At 76.3% G+C, this 18,886-nt stretch carries 5 protein-coding genes; 2 read left to right on the top strand and 3 right to left on the bottom strand.

Going from position 1 to position 18,886, the window contains the following annotated elements:
• Positions 1–105: 105 nt before the first annotated feature.
• The 3 genes from ACIO9K_RS17545 to ACIO9K_RS17535 form a co-directional block, all read right to left on the bottom strand.
• A complete protein-coding gene (locus ACIO9K_RS17545; RefSeq protein WP_363620746.1) occupies positions 106–1,575 on the bottom strand; it encodes a condensation domain-containing protein in 1,470 nt (489 codons plus the stop codon).
• Positions 1,572–15,068, bottom strand: a complete 13,497-nt coding sequence (locus ACIO9K_RS17540; RefSeq protein WP_400330714.1) for a MupA/Atu3671 family FMN-dependent luciferase-like monooxygenase — start codon at positions 15,066–15,068, stop codon at positions 1,572–1,574. Before ACIO9K_RS17540 ends, ACIO9K_RS17545 begins: the two co-directional genes overlap by 4 nt.
• 169 nt (positions 15,069–15,237) lie before the next feature.
• Entirely contained in the window at positions 15,238–16,509 is a 1,272-nt protein-coding gene (locus tag ACIO9K_RS17535; RefSeq protein ID WP_400330711.1) for an MFS transporter, read from the bottom strand.
• 391 nt (positions 16,510–16,900) lie between these two features.
• Here ACIO9K_RS17535 and ACIO9K_RS17530 point away from each other — a divergent pair, with 391 nt between their 5' ends.
• Together ACIO9K_RS17530 and ACIO9K_RS17525 are read left to right on the top strand one after the other, a co-directional pair.
• A complete protein-coding gene (locus tag ACIO9K_RS17530) occupies positions 16,901–17,557 on the top strand; it encodes a 1,4-alpha-glucan branching protein (RefSeq protein ID WP_400330708.1) in 657 nt (218 codons plus the stop codon).
• Between the two features lie 272 nt (positions 17,558–17,829).
• A complete protein-coding gene (locus ACIO9K_RS17525) occupies positions 17,830–18,702 on the top strand; it encodes a universal stress protein (RefSeq protein ID WP_400330705.1) in 873 nt (290 codons plus the stop codon).
• Positions 18,703–18,886: the final 184 nt, after the last annotated feature.

Raw genomic sequence — 18,886 nt, 5'->3', positions numbered from 1 at the left:
GCCGAGGAGCCCGAGCGGCGGCTGACCCGGTCGTAGGCCCTCTCGGCCGGGTCAGCCGCCGCTCGGCCAGTCCGCTCGGCCAGTCCGCTCGGCCAGTCCGCCCGGTCAGCCCGGCCGGTCCGTCAGGTGCCGGGCCAGGTCGTTCACCAGGGTGTCGAGCCAGGAGCGCACGGTGTCCGGGTCGAACAGGTCGGCGTCGTACTCGGCCAGGCCCTCGTAGCCGTCCGCGTCCGGGGTGAGGAGCAGCAGGAGGTCGGAGCGGGCCGAGGGGCCCGGCACGTCCTCGACCTCGGCGGTCAGGCCGGGGAGGTCGAGGACGGCGGGCGGGGTGCTCTGCACGGTGAGCAGGACCTGCGGGTAGGCGTCCGGCAGCCGGACACCGCGTTCGCGCAGCGGTTCGACCAGCAGGCCGAAGGGGACGGTGGCGTGGTCGAGGGCGGTGGCGATCGCCGTCGCGGCCGTGTCGACCGACGCCCCGAACCCGCCCGGGGAGCGGGTGGGCAGCCGGATCGGGAGGCCGAAGGTGAGCAGGCCGACGACCCCTTCGTCGGCCGGCCGGGTGCGGTTGGCGTGGGAGAGCACCACCAGGGTCTCCGCCGCGCCGCTCAGCTCGCCCAGCAGCCGCGCGTAGGCGGCGAGCAGGACGGCCGAAGCGGTGGTGGAGCGGGCGGCGGCGTAGCGGCCCACCGCCTCGGCCAGTGCCGCGGGGAGGCGGAAGGCGGCCGTGGCGCCCCGCCCGGAGCGCTGTGCGGGGCGGGGGCGGGCGGTGGGCAGGTCCACCGCCGACGCGACGCCGTCCAGGGTCTTGGCCCAGTGGTCGGCGGCCTCGGCGACGGCGGCGCGGGTGACCACGGTCCGCTCCCAGCAGGCGTGGTCGGTCATCCGGCCCGGGTCCTCCGGCAGCCGCCCGTCCGGGCGGTACAGCGTGCCCAGATCGGCCAGCAGAGTGGCCAACGACCATCCGTCGACCGCGATGTGATGGAGCGTCAGCAGCAGCACCCACGCGTCATCGGCGGGCCGCAGCAGCCGGGCGCGCAGCAGCGGGGCCGTGGCCAGGTCGAAGGGGCGGTCGCTCTCGGCCCGGGTGGCCTCGGCGAGCGCCGCGTCCCGCGCACCGGGCGTGAGCGTGCGCAGGTCGGCGACCGGGAGCCGCACCGGGGCGTTCGGCAGCACCTGTTGGAGCAGGCCCAGGTCGGTGTCCCGGTAGCTGGTGCGCAGGCTCTCGTGGCGCCCGGTCAGCGCCGTCAGCGCGGCGGCCAGCCGCTCGGGCTCCAGCGGCCCGCGCAGGGCGATCCGCTGGGTGATGTTCCACACCGCCGGGTCCGCCGCCCGGTCGTGCGCCCGGTGCATCCGGCGCTGTGCCACCCCGGCGGGCGCGGCGGCGAGGGCCGTGCCGGCGCCGGTCAGGGTGGTCAGCAGCCGTTCCCGGTGGGCCCGGACGAGCCCGGTGGCCTCCTCGTCGAGCGCGCCGGGCGGGGCGAGGTAGCCGAGCCGGTCGCCGGTGGTGCGCAGGACGATCTCGCGCTCGTCGAGCAGCCGGACGAGCCGGTGCCAGCCATCGTCGACAGGGGTCACAGCGTGCCCTCCTCGTAGGCCGGGGCCTGGCGGTCCTCGGTCTGCGGCTGCTGGGCGGCCATGGCGCGGATGGTCGGGCGGCGGAAGAAGTCCAGGACGCCGGTCCGGATCCCGGTGGCCTCGCGGACCCGGTTCAGCAGGCGGGTGGCGGCCAGCGAGTGCCCGCCGAGGTCGAAGAAGGAGGTCTCCACACCTGCGGGGCGGCCGAGTTCCTCCTCCCACAGCCGTTGCACGGCGCGTTCCAGTTCGGTGGCCGGGGCGACGGCGGCCCGGCCCGCGCCCAGCGGCAGCGGCTCCGGCAGGGCGGCGGCGTCCAGCTTGCCGTGCGCGGTGAAGGGCAGCGCCGCCACCGCGGCCCAGAGCCCCGGCACCATGTGCTCGGGCAGCAGGTCGGCCAGGTGGTCGCGGACCCGGGGCAGTTCGGCGGCGGCGCACTGCACGTACCCGGCCAGCGTGGTGCCCGTCTCGGTGCGGCGGGCCGTCACGGCCGCGCCGCGCACGCCCGGGACGGACCGCAGCACGGTCTCGACCTCGCCCGGCTCGATCCGGTAGCCGCGCACCTTGACCTGGCGGTCGGCGCGGCCGAGGTACTCCAGGGTGCCGTCGGGCCGCCAGCGGCCGAGGTCGCCGGTGCGGTAGCGGCGGCCGTCCGGGGTGTCGGTGAAGACGGCGGCGCTCTCCTGCTCCCGGCCGGGGTAGCCGAGCCCGACCTGGACGCCGAGCGCGTGGATCTCGCCGACCGCCCCGGGCGGGACGGGGCGCCCGGCGGCGTCCAGCAGCAGGATGCGGGTGCCCGGCACCGGGCGGCCGATCGCCGCGTGGTCCGGTCCGTCCGGGGCGACCTCGCCGGCCGTGACGGCGTGGGTCTCGGTGGGGCCGTAGTGGTTGATCAGCCGGCAGCCGGGGTTGCGGGCGAGGAAGGCCCGCAGCCCGGGGGTGAGCAGCAACTGCTCGCCGCCCGTGATCAGTTCGCGCAGGTGGGGCACCGGTTCACCGCCGAGGGCGTCGACCAGCGCGGCCAGCGGGGTGTACGGCAGGTGCAGCCGCTCGGCCCGGGTCGCGCGGACCACGGCGGCCAGCGCCGTCACGTCGTAGCGGGTCTCCTCCTCGATCAGCAGCAGGGTGCCGCCGCCGGCCAGCGTGGTCAGCACCTCCTGGACGCTGACGTCGAACCCACAGGAGGCGTACTGCAGCGTGCGGGCGGCCGGGTGCTCGGCGACGTTCCAGGCCAGCAGCGCGGACAGGCCGAGGGTGTGCATCAGCACGCCCTTGGGGCGGCCGGTGGAGCCGGAGGTGTACAGCAGGTACGCGGGGGCCTGCGCGGAGGGGGCGGGCAGCGGCGGCAGTTCGGCGGCGACGACGGCATCGGCCTCGGCATCGGAGTCCGTCAGGACCGTCGGCAGGGACAGGCCCATCAGGTCCGTGTCCGAGGCGGTGAGCAGCACGGCCGGTGCGCTGTCCGCGGCGATCAGCCGGCAGCGCTCCGGGCCCTGCAGCGGGTCGATCGGCACGTGGACGGCGCCGAGGCGCAGCACGGCCAGCAGCGCGGCCACCTGGTCCACCGAGCGCGGCAGCAGCACGCCCACCCGGCTGCCCTCCCACACCCCGGCGGCCAGCAGCCGGCCCGCCAGCTCGCCGGCCCGGGCGTGCAGCGTCCGGTAGTCGGTCCCGGTGCCGTCGGCGGCGACCACCGCGAGGGCGTCCGGACGGGCGGCTGCGACGGCGGCCACCGCCGCCAGCGGGTGCGCGGGCGCCGGCTGCGCCTCGGGTCCGCACTCCAGGGCGGGGTCGGCCGGGGTGGCCGTCAGTTCGGCGAGCGGGCGGGCCGGGTCGGCGACGGCGGCGGTGAGCAGCCGCTCGAAGGCGTCGAACAGCCGGTCCACCGTGGCCCGGTCGAACAGGGCCTCGGCGTACTCGACGTGGCAGCGGATGCCGTCCGGCAGGTTGGTGAGGAAGAGGGACAGGTCGAAGGCGGAGCGGTCCACCACGTGGTCCAGCGGGCGGGCCGTCACCCCGGGCAGGTCGAGTTCGAAGACGGCGTGGTTCTCGAACTCGACGAGGACCTGGAAGAGCGGGTTGCGGCTGGTGTCCCGCTGCGGGTTGAGCTCCTGGACCAGGACCTCGAAGGGCAACTGCTGGTGCTCGTAGGCGTCCAGCGCGCTGGAGCGGACCCGGTCCAGCGCCTCGGCGAAGTCCGGCTCCCCGGACAGGTCCAGCCGCAGCGCCAGCGAGTTGACGAAGAAGCCGACCAGGTCCTCGGTGCCCTCGGTCCGGTTGGCCACCGGGGTGCCCAGCACCACCTCGTCCTGGCCGCCGTAGCGCTGCAGCACCCCGGCGAAGGCGGTGAGCAGCACCATGAACAGGGTCGAGCGGCGGCTGCGGGCCAAGTCCCGTAGGCCGTCGGAGAGTTCGGCGGGAAGTTGGCGGACGTGGGAGCGGCCCCGGCCGTCCGGCACCGCCGGGCGCGGCCGGTCGGTCGGCAGGGCCAGCACCGGCAGGTCGCCGCCGAGCACCTTGCGCCAGTACGCGAGGCTCTCGTCGTATGCCCCGGCGGCCACCGCGGCCCGCTCCCGGGCGGCTTCGGCGGCCGGGGTGGTGGTGAGCACCGGCAGCCGGGCGGGGCGCTGCTCCCGGGCGGCCCGGTACAGCTCGCCCAGTTCCCGGGTGATCACCACGGTGGACAGGGTGTCGATCACGATGTGGTGCATCGACAGCACCAGGACCTGCCGGTCGGGCCCGGTCTCCAGCAGCCGGGCCCGGAACAGCGGGCCCTCGGTCAGGTCGAAGCGGTGGGTGCCCTCGGCGGCGACCAGCGCGGCCACCGCCTCGTGCTCGGGCCCGTCGGCCGCGACCTGCTCCAGCAGCGGGCCCTCGGGCACCGGGAGCACCTGCTGGAACGGTTCGCCGTCCTGCTCGCGGAAGGCGGTGCGCAGCCCGACGTGCCGTTCGACCAGCGCGCGCAGCGCGGTGTCGAGTGCGGCCGGGTCGAGCGGGCCGTCCAGCTCGATGGCCTTGACCTCGTTGTACTGCCCGGTGTCGGGCAGCATCCGGTGCAGGAACCACATCCGCTGCTGCGCGTAGGACAGCGGGGCGCCGCGCTGGGCGGAGCGGCGCAGGGCATCGATCTGCGGCAGGCCGGAGGCCACCAGGTCGGGGGCGAGCCCGAAGTCCACGAAGCAGGCGATCTCGTCCGCGCCGGCCGCCCGCAGCTCGGCCAGGACGGACCGTACGCTCTCCGGGGTGCCGATCAGCGCGCGGGAGGCGCAGTACCGCTCGTAGGCGCGCTCCAGCACGAACTCCAGGTCCTCCTCCGGGGTGTTCTCGAAGTCCAGGGTCAGGCCGAGGCTGTTGGCCATCTGCCCGAACAGCGAGAGCGAGGAGCGCAGGTAGCGGCAGAACGGGCGGTACGCCTGCTCGCGGGCGGTGGCGAGGTCGGCGCCCAGGTAGGTGTGGACGAGCACGACCACCCGGCCGGCCTCCGGGTCGAGGCCGTGCTCGGCCCGGGTGCGCCGGTAGAGCGCGACGTTCTCGGCGAGCTGGGCGACGTCCTGGGTCATCAGGTTGGTGATGATGCCCAGGTCGTGCCGGGCGGCCTCGCGGAAGCTGTCCGGGTTGCCGACGATCGCGGTGAACATGGGCGGCTGCTCCTGCAGCGGGCGCGGGTGCAGGGTCACCTCGATCGGCTCCCCCTTGCCGTTGCGGCCCCGGTAGGGCTCGCCGCGCCACAGCGCCCGGACGGTGTCGATCTGCTGGTGCATCAGCTCCTTGTGGCCGCCGTAGTTCTCGGGGAAGAACAGGAAGTCGTTGGGGTGCCAGCCGCTGGCGCAGCCCAGGCCGACCCGGCCGCCGGACAGGTTGTCGACCACCGACCACTCCTCGGCCACCCGGACGGGGTGGTGCAGCGGCAGGACCGCGCAGCCCGCGTTGAGCCGGATCCGGGTGGTCTCCCGGGCCAGTGCGGCGGCCAGGACCGAGGGGTTGGGGAAGATCCCGCCGAAGGAGTGGAAGTGGCGCTCCGGCAGCCAGACGGCGTGGAAGTCGTGCCGGTCGGCGAAGCGGGCGCTCTCCAGGACGATGCGGTACTTCTCGTCCTCCGGGGAGTCCAGGGGGTAGTCGCCGAAGAAGTAGAGGCTGAAGTCGACCGGGCGCTGCGGGTCGCTGACCGGGTGGTACGGCGTCCCGGCGGGCTCGGTGTGGCCGGCGCCGGTGGTGCCGGTGGTGCCGGTGCTCGTACGGTCGTCCGCCGCGGGCTCCGGGAGTGCGGCCGCCGGGCGCGGGGCCGGGAGCCGTACCCCGGGCGAGGCCGGGAAGAAGCCGCCGCGCCGCAGGTCGCGCAGCGAGTCGCGGACCGCGTCGACCACGAACTCCAGGTCGCCGTCGGTGTGGGCGGTGGAGAGGAAGAAGTTGCGCCACTCCCACACGTAGACCCCGCGGGTCAGCAGCTGCGGGAAGAGCAGTTCCATGTCGGCCCGCGGCTCGAACCGGAACAGCGAGCCGAAGTGGGCCAGCCGCAGCGGGAACTCCTCCTCCTCGAAGAACCCGTTGAGGGTCGCGGCCAGCTCGTCGGTGCGGGCGTTCAGCCGCTCCTGCAGGCCGGGGCCGGACGCCTTGAGGTGGCGCAGCACGGCGCCCGCCGCGGTCATCGCCAGCGGGTGCTGGATGTAGGTGCCGCCGAAGAAGGTGGTGTCCCTGGGCGGGTAGCTGTCGTCCCCGTAGTCCCAGTGGCCGCCGTCGATCCCGTCCAGGATGTCGGCGCGCCCGGCGATCGCGCCGATCGGGTAGCCGCCGCCGAGCACCTTGCCGTAGGTGGAGACGTCCGGGGTCACGCCCCAGAAGCCCTCGGCGCCGCGCAGGTGCGGCCGGAAGCCGGTGAGCATCTGGTCGAAGACCAGCACGATGCCGCGGCGGGCGGTCAGTTCGCGCAGCGCGCGGACGAACTCGACCGGCTGGCGCCCCGGGTGGCGGCTCTGGACGGGTTCGACCAGCACGGCGGCGATCCGGTCGCCGAGTTCCTCGATCACCTGGAGGCTCTCCGGATCGCCGTACCGCAGCACCACGAGGTCGGCGACCGCGCTGCCGGGGATGCCGATCGACACCGGGACGGTCTCCCGGTCGGCGCCGCGGCCCACGGTCCGGCCCAGGGTGTGGTCGAAGTGGCCGTGGTAGGAGCCCTCGAACATGACGATCTTGTCCCGGCCGGTGTACGCGCGGGCCAGCCGGATCGCCCCGGCGTTCGCCTCGGTGCCGGAGTTGGCGAACGCGACCCGCTCGGTGCCGGTCAGCTCCGCCAGCAGTTCGGCGGCCTCGCCGGTCTCCGGGCCGCGCGGGCCCAGCCGCAGCCCGCCGGCCAGGTGCTCGCGGACGGCGTCGGAGACGAACTCCGGGTCGTGGCCGAACAGCAGGACGCCGAAGCCCATGGTGATGTCGACGTACGTGTTGCCGTCGAGGTCCTCCAGGCGGGAGCCCCGGGCCCGGCGGGCGGCGAGCGGGTAGAGCATCTCCTTGGTCGCGGAGCGGAAGCCGACCACGGCGCGGCTGTCCGCGAGGGTGCGCCGGTGGCGGCGGGTGACCGCCTTGGAGGCGGCGGTCCGGGCGGTGAAGCGGGCGACCAGCTCGTCCACGTGGGCGCGCTGCTGGTCGGTCAGGCCGCCGGAGGCCATGCCGGACTCCCGGGAGACGGTCACCCGGGGGCCGTGCACCTGCGGGGTGGGCGGGGTGGCCGACGCGGGTGCGGGTGCGGCGGCGGAGGAGGTGACGGCGGGGGCAGCGGCGGCCGGGGTGACGGCGGCGACCTGGGCGACGGCCGGCGGCAGGGCGACGGGGGCGGCAGCCCCGGGGAGCGCGGGCGGCGCCGCCCCGGTCCCGGCCAGCAGGCCGAGCTGGTCGCGCATCAGGTCGGAGAACTGGCCGAGCAGGTCGAGCTGGCGCTCGATCAGACCGGCGCCGTCGGCCACCGGGGCGAGCGCGGGCGGTGACGCGGGCGCGGACGGGACGGGCGGGGCGAGGTGGACGGGCGGAGCGGGGACGGCGGCTGCCGCGACCACCTGGGGCGGGGGTGCCGGAGCCGGTATCGGAGCCGCTTCCGGGGCCGAGGCAGGGACGGAGGCAGGGACCGGTGCCGGAGCCGCCGCCGGCTCGGGCGCGGCGGCCGGTAGCAGCGCGTCCCGGACGGCGGGCTCCAGCCGGCCGGCGATCAGCCCGGCCAGCCGGGCCGGGGTGTCCGCCGCCTCGAACAGTTCGCGCATCGAGACCCGTACCCGGAAGGTCCGCTCCAGGTCCCGGATCATGTTGATCATCGAGAGCGAGTCGGCGCCGAGGTCGAAGAAGGGCTCGTCGGCTCCGACCGACCCCTCGTCGTGGCCGAGCTGGCGGGCCGTCTGCTCCAGCACCTGGCGCAGCACGGCCTCCTCGGCCAGTTGCTCGGGGCTCGCTGCGGGCGCCACTGCGGCGGGTGCCGATACGACGGGCACCGGGCCGGGCGTCGATACGGCCTCGGGTATGGACGACGGCGGAACGGGCTGCTGGGGCGGCGGTGCCTGGTGCATGGCGGAGTCCTCGGTGGTCGGCCGGTCGGGGGCGGTGAACCAGTGGCGGCGGCGCTGGAAGACGGTGGTCGGCAGGGGAACGCGGCGGGCCGGGCCGTCCGGCCAGTCGCGGGCGGCGGCGAAGCGTGCCCAGTCGAGCGGGACGCCGTGGGACCACAACGCGGCGGCCGCGACGCCGAACTGCCGCTCCGGCGGTGCGCCGCGCCGGGCGCCGGCCACGAAGTGGCGGTGCGGCAGCTCCCGGCGGCCCATGCCGGTGAGCGTCGGGTGCGGGCCGAGCTCAAGGAAGAGCTCGTGGCCCTGCCCGTCCAGGGCGGCCAGGACCAGGTCGAAGCGCGCGGTCTCCCGGGTCTGCCGGACGAAGTAGTCGGGCGTGGGCACGGTGCCGGGAGCCAGCACCTCGCCGCCCAGGTTGCTCACCAGCGGTACGGTCAACGGCCGCAGGCGCAGCCGGGCGAGCTGCTCGCGGAACGGGTCGAGCACCGGGTCGAGCAGGCGGGAGTGGAAGGCCCGGTCGGTGGCGAGCCGTTCGGTGGTCACGCCGTCGGCGGCCAGCACGGCCTCGGCTGCCGCGATCTCGCGCGGCGCGCCGGCCAGCACGCACTGGCCGGCGCCGTTGACCACGGCCAGCTCCACCCCGGGCAGCCAGTCACCGAGTGCGGCGAGCCGCTGCGGGCCGGCCATCACCGCCGTCATGGCGCCGGGCTCGGTCGCCCGGTGCATCAGCCGCCCGCGCAACGCGGTGAGGAACATCCCGTCGGCGAGGTCGAGCGCGCCCGCCGCGTGGAAGGCCGCGTACTCGCCGGCGCTGTGCCCGGCGACCGCGGCCGGACGGAGCCCGAGCTCCTGCCAGAGCCGCAGGTAGGCCGCCTGCAGGGCGAACAGCGCGGGCTGCGCCGCCTCGGTGGTCCAGGCGTCGTCGGCGCCCTCGGGCACGGCGTCGAGCAGCAGCGGCAGCAGCGGCTCGCCCCAGGCGTCGCGGTGCAGCCGGTCGCACTCGTCCAGCACGGCCCGGAAGACCGGGAAGGCGCGGTGGAGTTCGGCGGCCATGCCCCGGTACTGGGCGCCCTGGCCGGTGAAGAGCAGCACCGGCTGCACGTCGCCGCGCCGGGCCTCGCGGTGGACGGGTACGGCGCCGGAGGTACGGCCCGCAGCGGGTGCGGCGCCGGAGGTACGGCCCGCAGCGGGTGCGGCGCCGGAGGTACGGCCCGCAGCGGGTGCGGCGCCGGAGGTGCGGCCCGCGAGGTGGGCCTCCAGGCCCCGGCGCAGCTCGTCGGGGTCGGCGCCGGTGACGGCGAGGCGGTGGCGCAGCGCGCGACGGCCGCCGCCGAGGGTGAGCGGCAGGTCGCCGGGGGCAGGGGCGGGCCCGGTGGCCAGCCGGTCGCGGAGCAGGCCGGCCAGGGCGGTCAGGCCCTGCTCGGTGCGGGCGGACAGCGGCAGCACGGTCGGGGCGGGGCGCGGGTCGGCGATGCCGGGCGCGGCCGGCGCCTCCTCCAGCACCAGGTGGGCGTTGGTACCGCCGACGCCCAGCGCGCTGACCCCGGCCCGGCGCGGGGTGGGGCCGGCCGGCCAGTCCCGGCGCTCGGCGGAGAGCCGGAACGGGCTTCCCGCGAGCTCCAGCGCGGGGTTGGGGCGGCTGAAGTTGACCAGCGGCGGGATCGTGCCGTGCCGCAGCACCAGCAGGGCCTTGATCAGCCCCGCCATTCCCGCGCAGGTGTCCAGGTGGCCGATGTTGGGCTTCACCGAGCCGAGCGAGCAGAAGTCGGCGGCCTCGGTGCGGGCGCGGAACGCGTGGGACAGCGCCCGGAACTCGATCGGGTCGCCGAGCGGGGTGCCGGTGCCGTGCGCCTCGATGTAGCCGACGCTCTCGGCCGGCACCCCGGCCAGGTCCAGGGCCCGGCCGACCACGGCGGCCTGCCCGTCCACGCTGGGCGCGGTGTAGCCGACCTTGAGCCCGCCGTCGTTGTTGACGGCCGAGGCGAGGATCACGCCGTGCACGGTGTCGCCGTCCGCCAGCGCCCGGTCCAGGCGCTTGAGCAGGACGGCCGCGACGCCGTTGCCGCCGACCGTGCCGCCGGCCGCCGCGTCGAAGGCCCGGCAGGCGCCGTCCGGGGAGAGGATCGACCCCTCCTCGTAGCGGTATCCGGCGGCCTGCGGGATGTGCAGGGCGGCGGCCCCGGCCAGCGCCAGGTCGCAGTCGCCCGCCAGCAGCGACTGCACCGCCAGGTGCACCGCGACCAGCGAGGTCGAGCAGGCCGTCTGCACGCCGATCGCCGGCCCGGTCAGGCCCAGCCGGTAGGCGACCCTGGTGGCGGCGAAGTCGGCCTGGTTGCCGATCGCGGTCTGGAGCGCGGCCACCGGCTCGGCCGGGTCGGCGGTGGCGGCCAGGGTGTGCTGGTAGTAGTTGCGCAGCGCGTACAGGGTCATCCCGGTGCCGGCGAAGACCCCGACCCGGCGGCGCGGGTCGGGGGCGTCGTAGCCGCCGTCCTCCAGGGCCTGGCGGCAGATCTCCAGCAGCAGGCGCTGCTGGGGGTCCATCAGCGCCGCCTCGGTGCCGCTGATGCCGAAGGCCTCGGCGTCGAAGCGGTCGGTGTCGGGCAGCGCGCCGGTCACCGGGACGAAGTCGGGGTGGCGGTACTCCGCCGGGCGCAGGCCGGCCGCCGCCAGTTCGTCCTCGGTGAAGCGGGTGGTGCTGCGGACGCCGTCGACGATGTTGCGCCAGTACTGCTCGGGGGTGTCGGCGCCGGGGAAGCGCAGGGCCAGGCCGACGATGGCCACCCGGCGGTCGCCGCCGTCCGGGCCGCCGTCCCGGGCGGCGCCGGGCGCGGCGGCGGTGGTCGTGGCGGCGGTGGACGCGGTGGGCGCTTCGGCCAGGTGCGCGATCAGGGCGTCCACGGTGGGGTGCCGGAACAGCTCGGTGGGCGCCGGGGGCGTCGGCAGGACGGCGCCGAGCGCGCCGTGCACCCGCATCAACTGGAGTGATCCGATGCCGAGTTCGGCGAGCGGGCGGCCCGGGTCGAGCGGGGTGTCGAGGACGGCCTCGAAGGCGTCCAGGACGGCCCGGCGCAACTCGGCGGCGGCAGGGGTGGCGGGGTGGACGGGGCCGGCGGGCCCGGTGGCGGCGGACGGCACGGCTGCGGGCGGCTCGGTGGCCCGCTGCGGGGCCCGCTCGGCGGTCGGCCGCTCGTCGGTCGGCCGCTCGTCGGTCGGCCGCGCGGCGGGCGCTTCGCGGACCGGTCGCGGTGCGGTGGCCAGCAGGCGGCGGCGCGCGGCCGGAGCGCTCGGGTCGGGCCCGGCGTACCAGCGGCCCGGGGCGGCGGCCAGCAGCAGCGAGGCCAGTCGGCGGCCGTGCGCGGCACTCAGCACGGCGATGCCCCGGTCGGCGGCGGCCTGCTCGTGGTCGGTGGCGCGGTTCATGCCGACCCCGCTCCACAGGCCCCAGGAGACCGTCCAGGCCGGGGCCCCGGTCTCCCGGTGCAGCCGTTCCACGGCGCTCTCCAGGTAGCGGTTGGCGGCGGCGTACGCCGTGGAGCCGACGGCCTCCTGGAAGCCGACCATCGAGGAGAAGCCGACGAACTGGGCGCCGGGCCGCTTCCGGACCAGCTCGACGAGGTGGTCCGTGCCGGTCGTCTTGGCGCGCACCGCCTCGCGCCAGTCGTCGGGGCCGGTGTCGGCGAGCAGCGCGAGCCGGTAGCTGCCGGCGAGGTGGAGCACGCCGTCCAGCGGCGCCTGCCAGTCCCGTTCGGCCTCGGCGACCACCGCCGCCAGCTGCTCGGGGTCCGTCACGTCGGCGCGGCGGTAGTCGACCCGGCCGCCGTAGGAGGACAGCCGGTGCAGCGCGGCGCGGCGCTCGGCCGCCTCGGCGGTCGGCGCCTCCAGGTCGGTGCGGCCGATCACGAGCAGCCGGGAGCCGTGGTCGCGGAGCAGGCCGGGCAGCAGCTCGGCGGCGATCCCGCCGAGGCCGCCGGTGACCAGGTAGCGGGCGCCGGGGGTGAGCAATGAGCAGCCCTCGGTGGCGCTCCCGGCGTCGGGCCCGCTCACGATCCCGGCGTCGGGGTCGGTGGCGGTCCCGGTCACGGTCCCGGCCGGTCCCAGCCGGGGCACCCACGGGCGGCCCTCGCGCCAGGCGCACTCCGGCTCCGGCCGGGCCTCGGCCAGCAGGGCGAGCAGCGCGGCGGCCTGCTCGGCGGCCGATGCGCCCGCCGGCAGGTCGATGTGCCGGGCGGCCGGCACCAGTTGCTCGGCCCGGGCTCCGGCGATCAGCGCCGCCGTCAACTCCGCACTCGGGTCGGGGAGTTCACCGGGCAGCACGGCATGCAACCCGGCGCTGACGGTGACCAGCTCGCCGATCGGCGGCCGGCCGGCCAGGGCCCGCAGCAGGGCGAGCAGCGCTTCGTCCCGCACAGCGGCGTCCGAGGGCCGCGGCGCGCCCTCGGGCCCCGCGCCCCACAGGTGCACCACCCGCGCGGGGCGTTCCTCGCCGAGCGCCCGCAGCCACTCCCCCGGGTCGGTGGTCGGCGGCCGGTCCACCACCACGGCCTGTGGCAGGGCGGCGCGCAGCGCCTCGGCGAGGGTGCCGGGGCCGGCGGGGCCGAGCAGCAGGGTCGGCCCCGCCGGAGCCCCGTCGCCCGGGGCCGTTCCGGCCGCCGGGGCCTGCGGCACCGGACGGGGTTCCCAGGCGAGTCGGCGCACGCAGTCCGGCAGGGTCCGGGAGTTGGCCTCCGCCAGGTCCAGGGCCACGATGTGCTCGTCGAGTTCGCCGTCGAGCAGCCGTCGGCGCAGCGCGGTGCGCTGGATCTTGCCGCTGGTGGTGCGCGGGAACTCCGCCGGCGGCACCGGCAGCACCAGGGCGGGGGCGGGCTGTCGGCGGGCGGCCAGCAGCCGCCGGACCTCGGCGGCCACGGGCGGCGCGGGGGCGTCCTGGTCGTTCGGCACGTAGGCGACCACCAGTTGCTCGGTGCCGGTGCGGTCGTCCGGGACTCCGAAGGCGGCGACGTGCCCGGAGTGCACCCCCGCCACCGAGGCGACCACGTCCTCCAGCTCGTGGCAGAAGTAGTGCACCCCGTTGACGATGATGATCTCCTTGCGACGGCCGGTGAGCACCACCTCCCCGTCGGCCAGGAAGGCCAGGTCTCCGGTGTCGAACCAGCCGTCGCCGACGAAGGACTCCCGGTCGGCGGCCGGGTTGTTCAGGTAACCGGGGGTCACCCGGCCGGAGTTGACCTGGAGCCGGCCGACCCAGTGCTCGGGCAGGGCCCGGCCGTCCTCGCCCGCCACCCGCATCCGGGTGCCGGGCGCGGGACGCCCCATGCTGAGGAAGCCGGTGCCGCGCTCGCGCGAGGCCGGGTCGGCGGGCTCCAGCCGGCCGGTCAGCGAGTCGGTGCGCACCAGACGGCGCGCGCCGTCCTCGTGGTAGCGCTTGTAGGTGATCACGGTGCAGGTCTCGGCCATGCCCCAGCCGAGCAGGACGTGGTCCGCGCGAACGCCGAACGGCCCGGTGGCGGCGAGGAATTCGTCCAGCACCGCCTCGGTGCACTGCTCCCCGGCGTTGATCAGCGACTTGAGCGCGGAGAGGTCCCAGTGCCGGCCGGGGCCGGCGGCCCGGACCGCCTCGGCGACCAGCCGGAAGCCGAAGTTGGGCGACCAGGAGTGGGCGCCCCGGTAGCGCTCCAGCGTGTCCAGCCAGACCAGCGGGTCGGCGAGCACCAGTTCGGTGGGCACCTGCACCTGGTCGGCGGCCAGCGCAACGTCCCGCAGGTGGAACATCAGCAGCCCGGCGACGTGGTCCAGCGGCAGCCAGTTGACGGTGACGTCCTCGGGCGAGCTGCCCTGGGAGGCGGCGCCGGCCACGTACTCCAGGATGCCGCGGTGGGTGATCTGCACCGCCTTGGACCGGCCGGTGCTGCCGGAGGACAGCTGGAGGATCGCGACGTCGCCGGGGTCCGGGGCGTGCTCGGCGCCTGGCACGCCGATGGTGTCGAGCGCGGCGCCGGTGACGGTGGCGGCACCGGTGACAGTGGCGGCACCGGTATCGGTATCGGCGGGCCGGTGGTCGACCGCGATGACCCGCAGCCCGGGCGCCGGGTAGAGCTCCCCGAGCCGCGCCAGGCCCGCCACGGCCGGGCCGCAGGCGAGTACCGGCGGCTCCTCCAGGGTCTGCCAGGCGTGCCAGAGCTTCTCCAGCACGGGGTTGCGCTCGTCGTAGGCCGGCGGGCGGGCCACCGTGACCGGCTGCACCCCGCCCAGCAGGCAGGCCCACAGGGTGGGGAAGTAGCGTTCCGGGTCGGGGACTTGGAGGATCACCCGGTCGCCCGCCCGCAGCCCGGCGGAGGTCAGCAGGGCGAGGGTCTCCCGGGCCTGCTCCAGCAGTCGGCGGTAGGTCAGCCGGGTCGCCCCGCCGTCGGCCCGGACCAGGTGCAGGCCGCGCCCGGGGTGCCGCTCGGCGGCGCGCAGCAGCGCCTCGGGCAGCGTCCGGGGCGCGTCCGGCGCCGGGTCGGGCAGCGGGGCGCCGACCGCCTCGGCCCCGGCGCCCTCGGGGGCGGCCGTCGGGCCGTCCGGGGCGGGGCCCGTCGTCGTCCCGGTGTCGCCGAACGGCCGCCAGTGCGCGGTGAGTTCGCGCAGGTGGCGCAGGGCGGGTCCGGGCTCGGCGGGTGGCCGGGCGGCGGCAGCCGCCAGTGCGGCGCGGTCGGGCTCACCCTGCGGGGTGCGGACGATGCCGTCCAGGAGGTGCACCTCGGCGCTCGGGTCGGCGTCCAGCAGGGCAGCGGCGGCCCGGCGGCGCAACGCGGCGGTGTCGGTGTCGGCGGCGGGCACCAGGTAGGCCAGCAGCCCGCGGCGGCCGTCGGCGCGCTCGACCGGCAGCAGCGCGCAGTCGGCGACCTCGGGACGCAGCAGCAGCCGGGCCTCCAGGGCACGCAGCCGGGCGCGGTCGGGACCGGTGGAGCTCATCAGGTACGGCACCTTTCGGATCGGTGCCGGGGCGCGCGGGTACGGACCGCCCCGGGGTACGGCGGGTGAGCGGATCGGGCTGGTGCCTGCGGCGCGGTGGCGCCGGCGGATCCGGTGGCGCGGTGCTTGAGGTGGGGTGCGGTGGGGTGACTGCGGCGGGGTGGAGGGTTCAGCGTTTGCGGGACCGGGCGACCACGACCAGGAAGCCGAGCGCCAGCACGATCGGGACGGCGTGCGAGACGCCGACCACGGTCAGCGGGCTGAGCAGCGCCAGCAGCGATCCGCTCAGCAGCATCCCGGTGCCCATGCCGACGTTCTCGGCGGAGGTCAGCAACCCGAAGGCCTGGCCGCGCCGTTCGTCGGCGAGGGCCTGGATCCGGGTGGTGTACGAGATCTCGGTGAAGCCGTCGCCGAGCCCGGCACCGACCGCCGCCAGCAGGAACAGCGGGGTCGGCAGTCCGGTGAAGACCAGGATGAAACAGCCGGACATCAGACAGGTGCCCAGGGCGAAGGCGCGCTCGCCCGGCTCGATGCCCCGGCGCAGCAGGAGCCGGGAGACCAGTTGCTGGGCGCCGAGGTTGCCGACCGCCCAGGTGGCCCAGAACATGCCCAGCAGCGCGGCCGGGTTGCCGGGAGAGTGCTGGTTGGCGAAGACCGGCAGGCTGATGTTGTGCGCGGCCGAGCCGAAGGCGTCCAGCAGCCGGATCGCCGCCATCGCGCCGACCACCGGGGCGGCCCGCAGGACGATCAGCGCCTGCCACCGGCTCCCGCGCCACTTCGCCCCCGCGGCGGGACCGGCGGGATCAGCCGGTTCTGCGGCGGGCTGCTCGGCGGGCTCGGCCCGGGTGCGCAGCGGCAGCCGGAGCACCACCGCCGCGAACACCAGGAAGCTGGACGCGTCGATGAGCAGCGCCGCGCGGAACCCGGCCCAGGCCACCACCACGCCGGCGGAGGCGAAGCCGAGCACCATGGCGGCCGAACGGCAGCTGGCCATCAGGCTGTTGGCACGGGCCCTGCGTTCGGAGCCGACCATCTCCGGGATGCTGGTCCGCAGCGCGACGGCGCACACCGCGGCCGCGCCGCCGAAGACCAGCGCGAGCGAGTAGAGCACCGGGATGCGTGCCGGGACGGGCGCGAGGGCCACCACGACCAGGGCCAGCGCCTGGGCCAGCGCGCAGCCCGTCATCAGCCGCCGCCGGTCGGTCCGGGCCACCAGCCGCCCGGAGACCAGGCCGCCGACGAGGCCGCCGGCCAGTCGGATGATCAGGTACCCGGCCGTGCCGAGCGCGTTCCCGGCCGCCTCGTAGGCGAACAGGCTGAGCGCCACCAGGTCGAGCTGGCTCCCGTACGTGGACAGGGCGTCGCCCAGTGCCAGCCGGTAGAACACCCGGGGCAGCTTGTCGGCGCTCTGGTGCGGTACTTGCTGTGCAGTGTCCGGCACCGGTCCCCCAGGCACGCCGTGTCGGTCGGTTCAGTGTGACATTGCACTGCAATCTAAGGGTGACCCCTCAGCAGATCAAGACCTTGATCGCCTGCTTGTCCGAAAGATCGCAAGTTCGGCCGACCCGGAACCATCTTTCCAGCCAGACTGGCGAGTTGGTGCCGGTACGCCCTACCGCCCGACGGCCGCGCGGGTGCCGGGCGGGAGGCCCGCCGGTGGACGACGGAGGACGGGGAGGCGAGTTGGGCCAGGAGCAGGGCCAGGACCAGGACCAGGACCAGGACCGGGCCGGAACGGCAACGAGCGTCGAGGCAGAACCTGCCCGCCCGTCAGCCCCGCACGGGTGGGAGGGTATGACCATCGCATTCGCACAACGGAGGAGACCCCCGGCATGTCCGTCATCCACCAGACCACCCTCCAGCCGAGCAAGCTGGAGCTGCTCGCCTCCTGGCTCCCCTCCCGCCCCTGGTACCGCGGCGGCGCGGGCGCCCCGGACCTGGCCAAGGCCGGCGGCTTCCGGCTGGACGACCCCCAGGGCGAGGTCGGGATCGAGTTCATGGTGGTCACCGACACCTCGGGCCCCGCCCCCGCCACCTACTTCGTCCCGCTCACCTACCGCGGCGCCCCGCTCGACGGGGCGGAGCACGCGCTCGTCGGCACCATGGAGCACGGCGAGCTGGGGCGGCGCTGGGCCTACGACGGCTGCCACGACCCGGTGCTGGTCGCCCAGTTGTCGGCCCTGATCGAGGGCCGGGTCCAAGCCCAGGACCAGAACATCAGCGACACCCCCGACCTGGAGGTCACCCGCTCCTACCGCGGCGACACCCCCCTGAGCCCCACCGCCGCCGCCGACGACCAGGAGGGCACCGAGCTGTCGGCACCCCGGGGCGCGACCCTGCGCCTGCACCGGGTGCTGCACCCCGCCGCGGACGACGCGGCCCTCCCGGCCCCGGAGACGGCCGGCCACCTCGGCGGCCGCTGGCAGCTGCCCGACGGCACGCGCGCACGGGGCCTGTTCGCCGTCCTGCACACCGCCCCGCGCGCCTGACCGGTGCTCTGACCACCCACGTTCCCCCGGCCGATCCGCCGAGCCGGGGCCGGACCGCCCGGGGCGCGGCCCTGCGCCGGGAGGCGCCGGCAGCGGCTCCCGCCGATACTGGCCGGGGTGCCCGGGCCACGTACGACCTGCGGGACGCGGCATGGACCACGGTCGCGGCGTCCGTTTCGACCGCCCCTTCCGGCGGGCGGTCGAAACGGTCGCCGCCGCCCTCGACTCGCTGCGGGCCCGACCGGCCCGGACCCGACCCCTGGGAGGTCGCCGTGAACGGTCCCGTCACCGTGAACGGTCCCGTCGTCGCGGGCTTCGACGGCTCGCCGGAGAGCCTCGCCGCCACCGCGTGGGCCGCCCGGGAGGCGCTGCGCCGCGGGCTCGCCCTCGAACTCCTCCAGGCCTGGCCCTGGCCCAAGCGGGACTCGGTCGGCACCAGCGAGGTGTACAACCGCAGCCAGGACGCCCTGGCCGCCCGCGAGGCGGAGCTGCGCGCCACGCACGCCGGCCTCCAGGTCTCCTCCCGCCAGGTCCCCGACGACCCGGCCAAGGCGCTGGAGACCGCCGGCCGGACCTCCGCGGTCCTCGTGCTCGGCTCCCGGGGGCTGGGGCCCGTGCGCGGCTTCCTGGTCGGCTCGGTGAGCCAGGAGGTGCTGCGCCGGGCCACCTGCCCGGTGGTGCTGGTCCGGGCCGGTGAGGGCGAGCGGGGCGCCGCCACCGACCCCGTCCTGGTGGGCGTCGACCTCGCGCATCCGCCGGACGACGTCCTCGCGTTCGCCTTCGAGGCGGCCGCCCACCGCTCGGCACCCCTGCGGATCGTCCACGTCTGGGCGCCGCCGGCCGGCAGCGAGTACATGGCGTTCGACGCCATCGGAGGGCTGGAGAAGGAGCTGTCCGCCTCCGAGCGGAAGCGGTTCGCCGACGTCCTGGCCCTCTGGCTCGCCCGCTACCCCCAGGTGACCGTGACGTCCGAGCTCGTCCGGGGCAACGCCGCCATCGTCCTGGTGGAAGCGTCGGAAGCGGCCCGGCTGGTCGTCCTCGGCCGCCACGTCCGGCGGATGCCTCTCGGCGCCCACCTCGGCCCGGTGGCGCACGCCGCGATCCACCACGTCCGCTGCCCGGTCGCCGTCGTCCCGGACACCTGACCGCTCGCGAGGGCCGCCGGCCGCTCCGGCCCTCCGACGACAGAGCAGGCCCCATGAATGCCGACGATCGCCCTTGACCAGTCGCCGGGGAGGACGCGCGATGAGAGCGCGAGGTCAGGCGGAGGTGCCGGGCCGCGGGATGGGAGAGGGATGAGCTTCCGAGCCGGAGATCATGGTCCCGATC

Origin of the sequence: Kitasatospora sp. NPDC087271, assembly GCF_044744605.1 — a bacterium.
Classification (GTDB): Bacteria; Actinomycetota; Actinomycetes; order Streptomycetales; family Streptomycetaceae; genus Kitasatospora.
The sequence above is the reverse complement of the archived record's forward strand: the minus strand, read 5'-3'. Positions and strand labels throughout refer to the sequence as shown.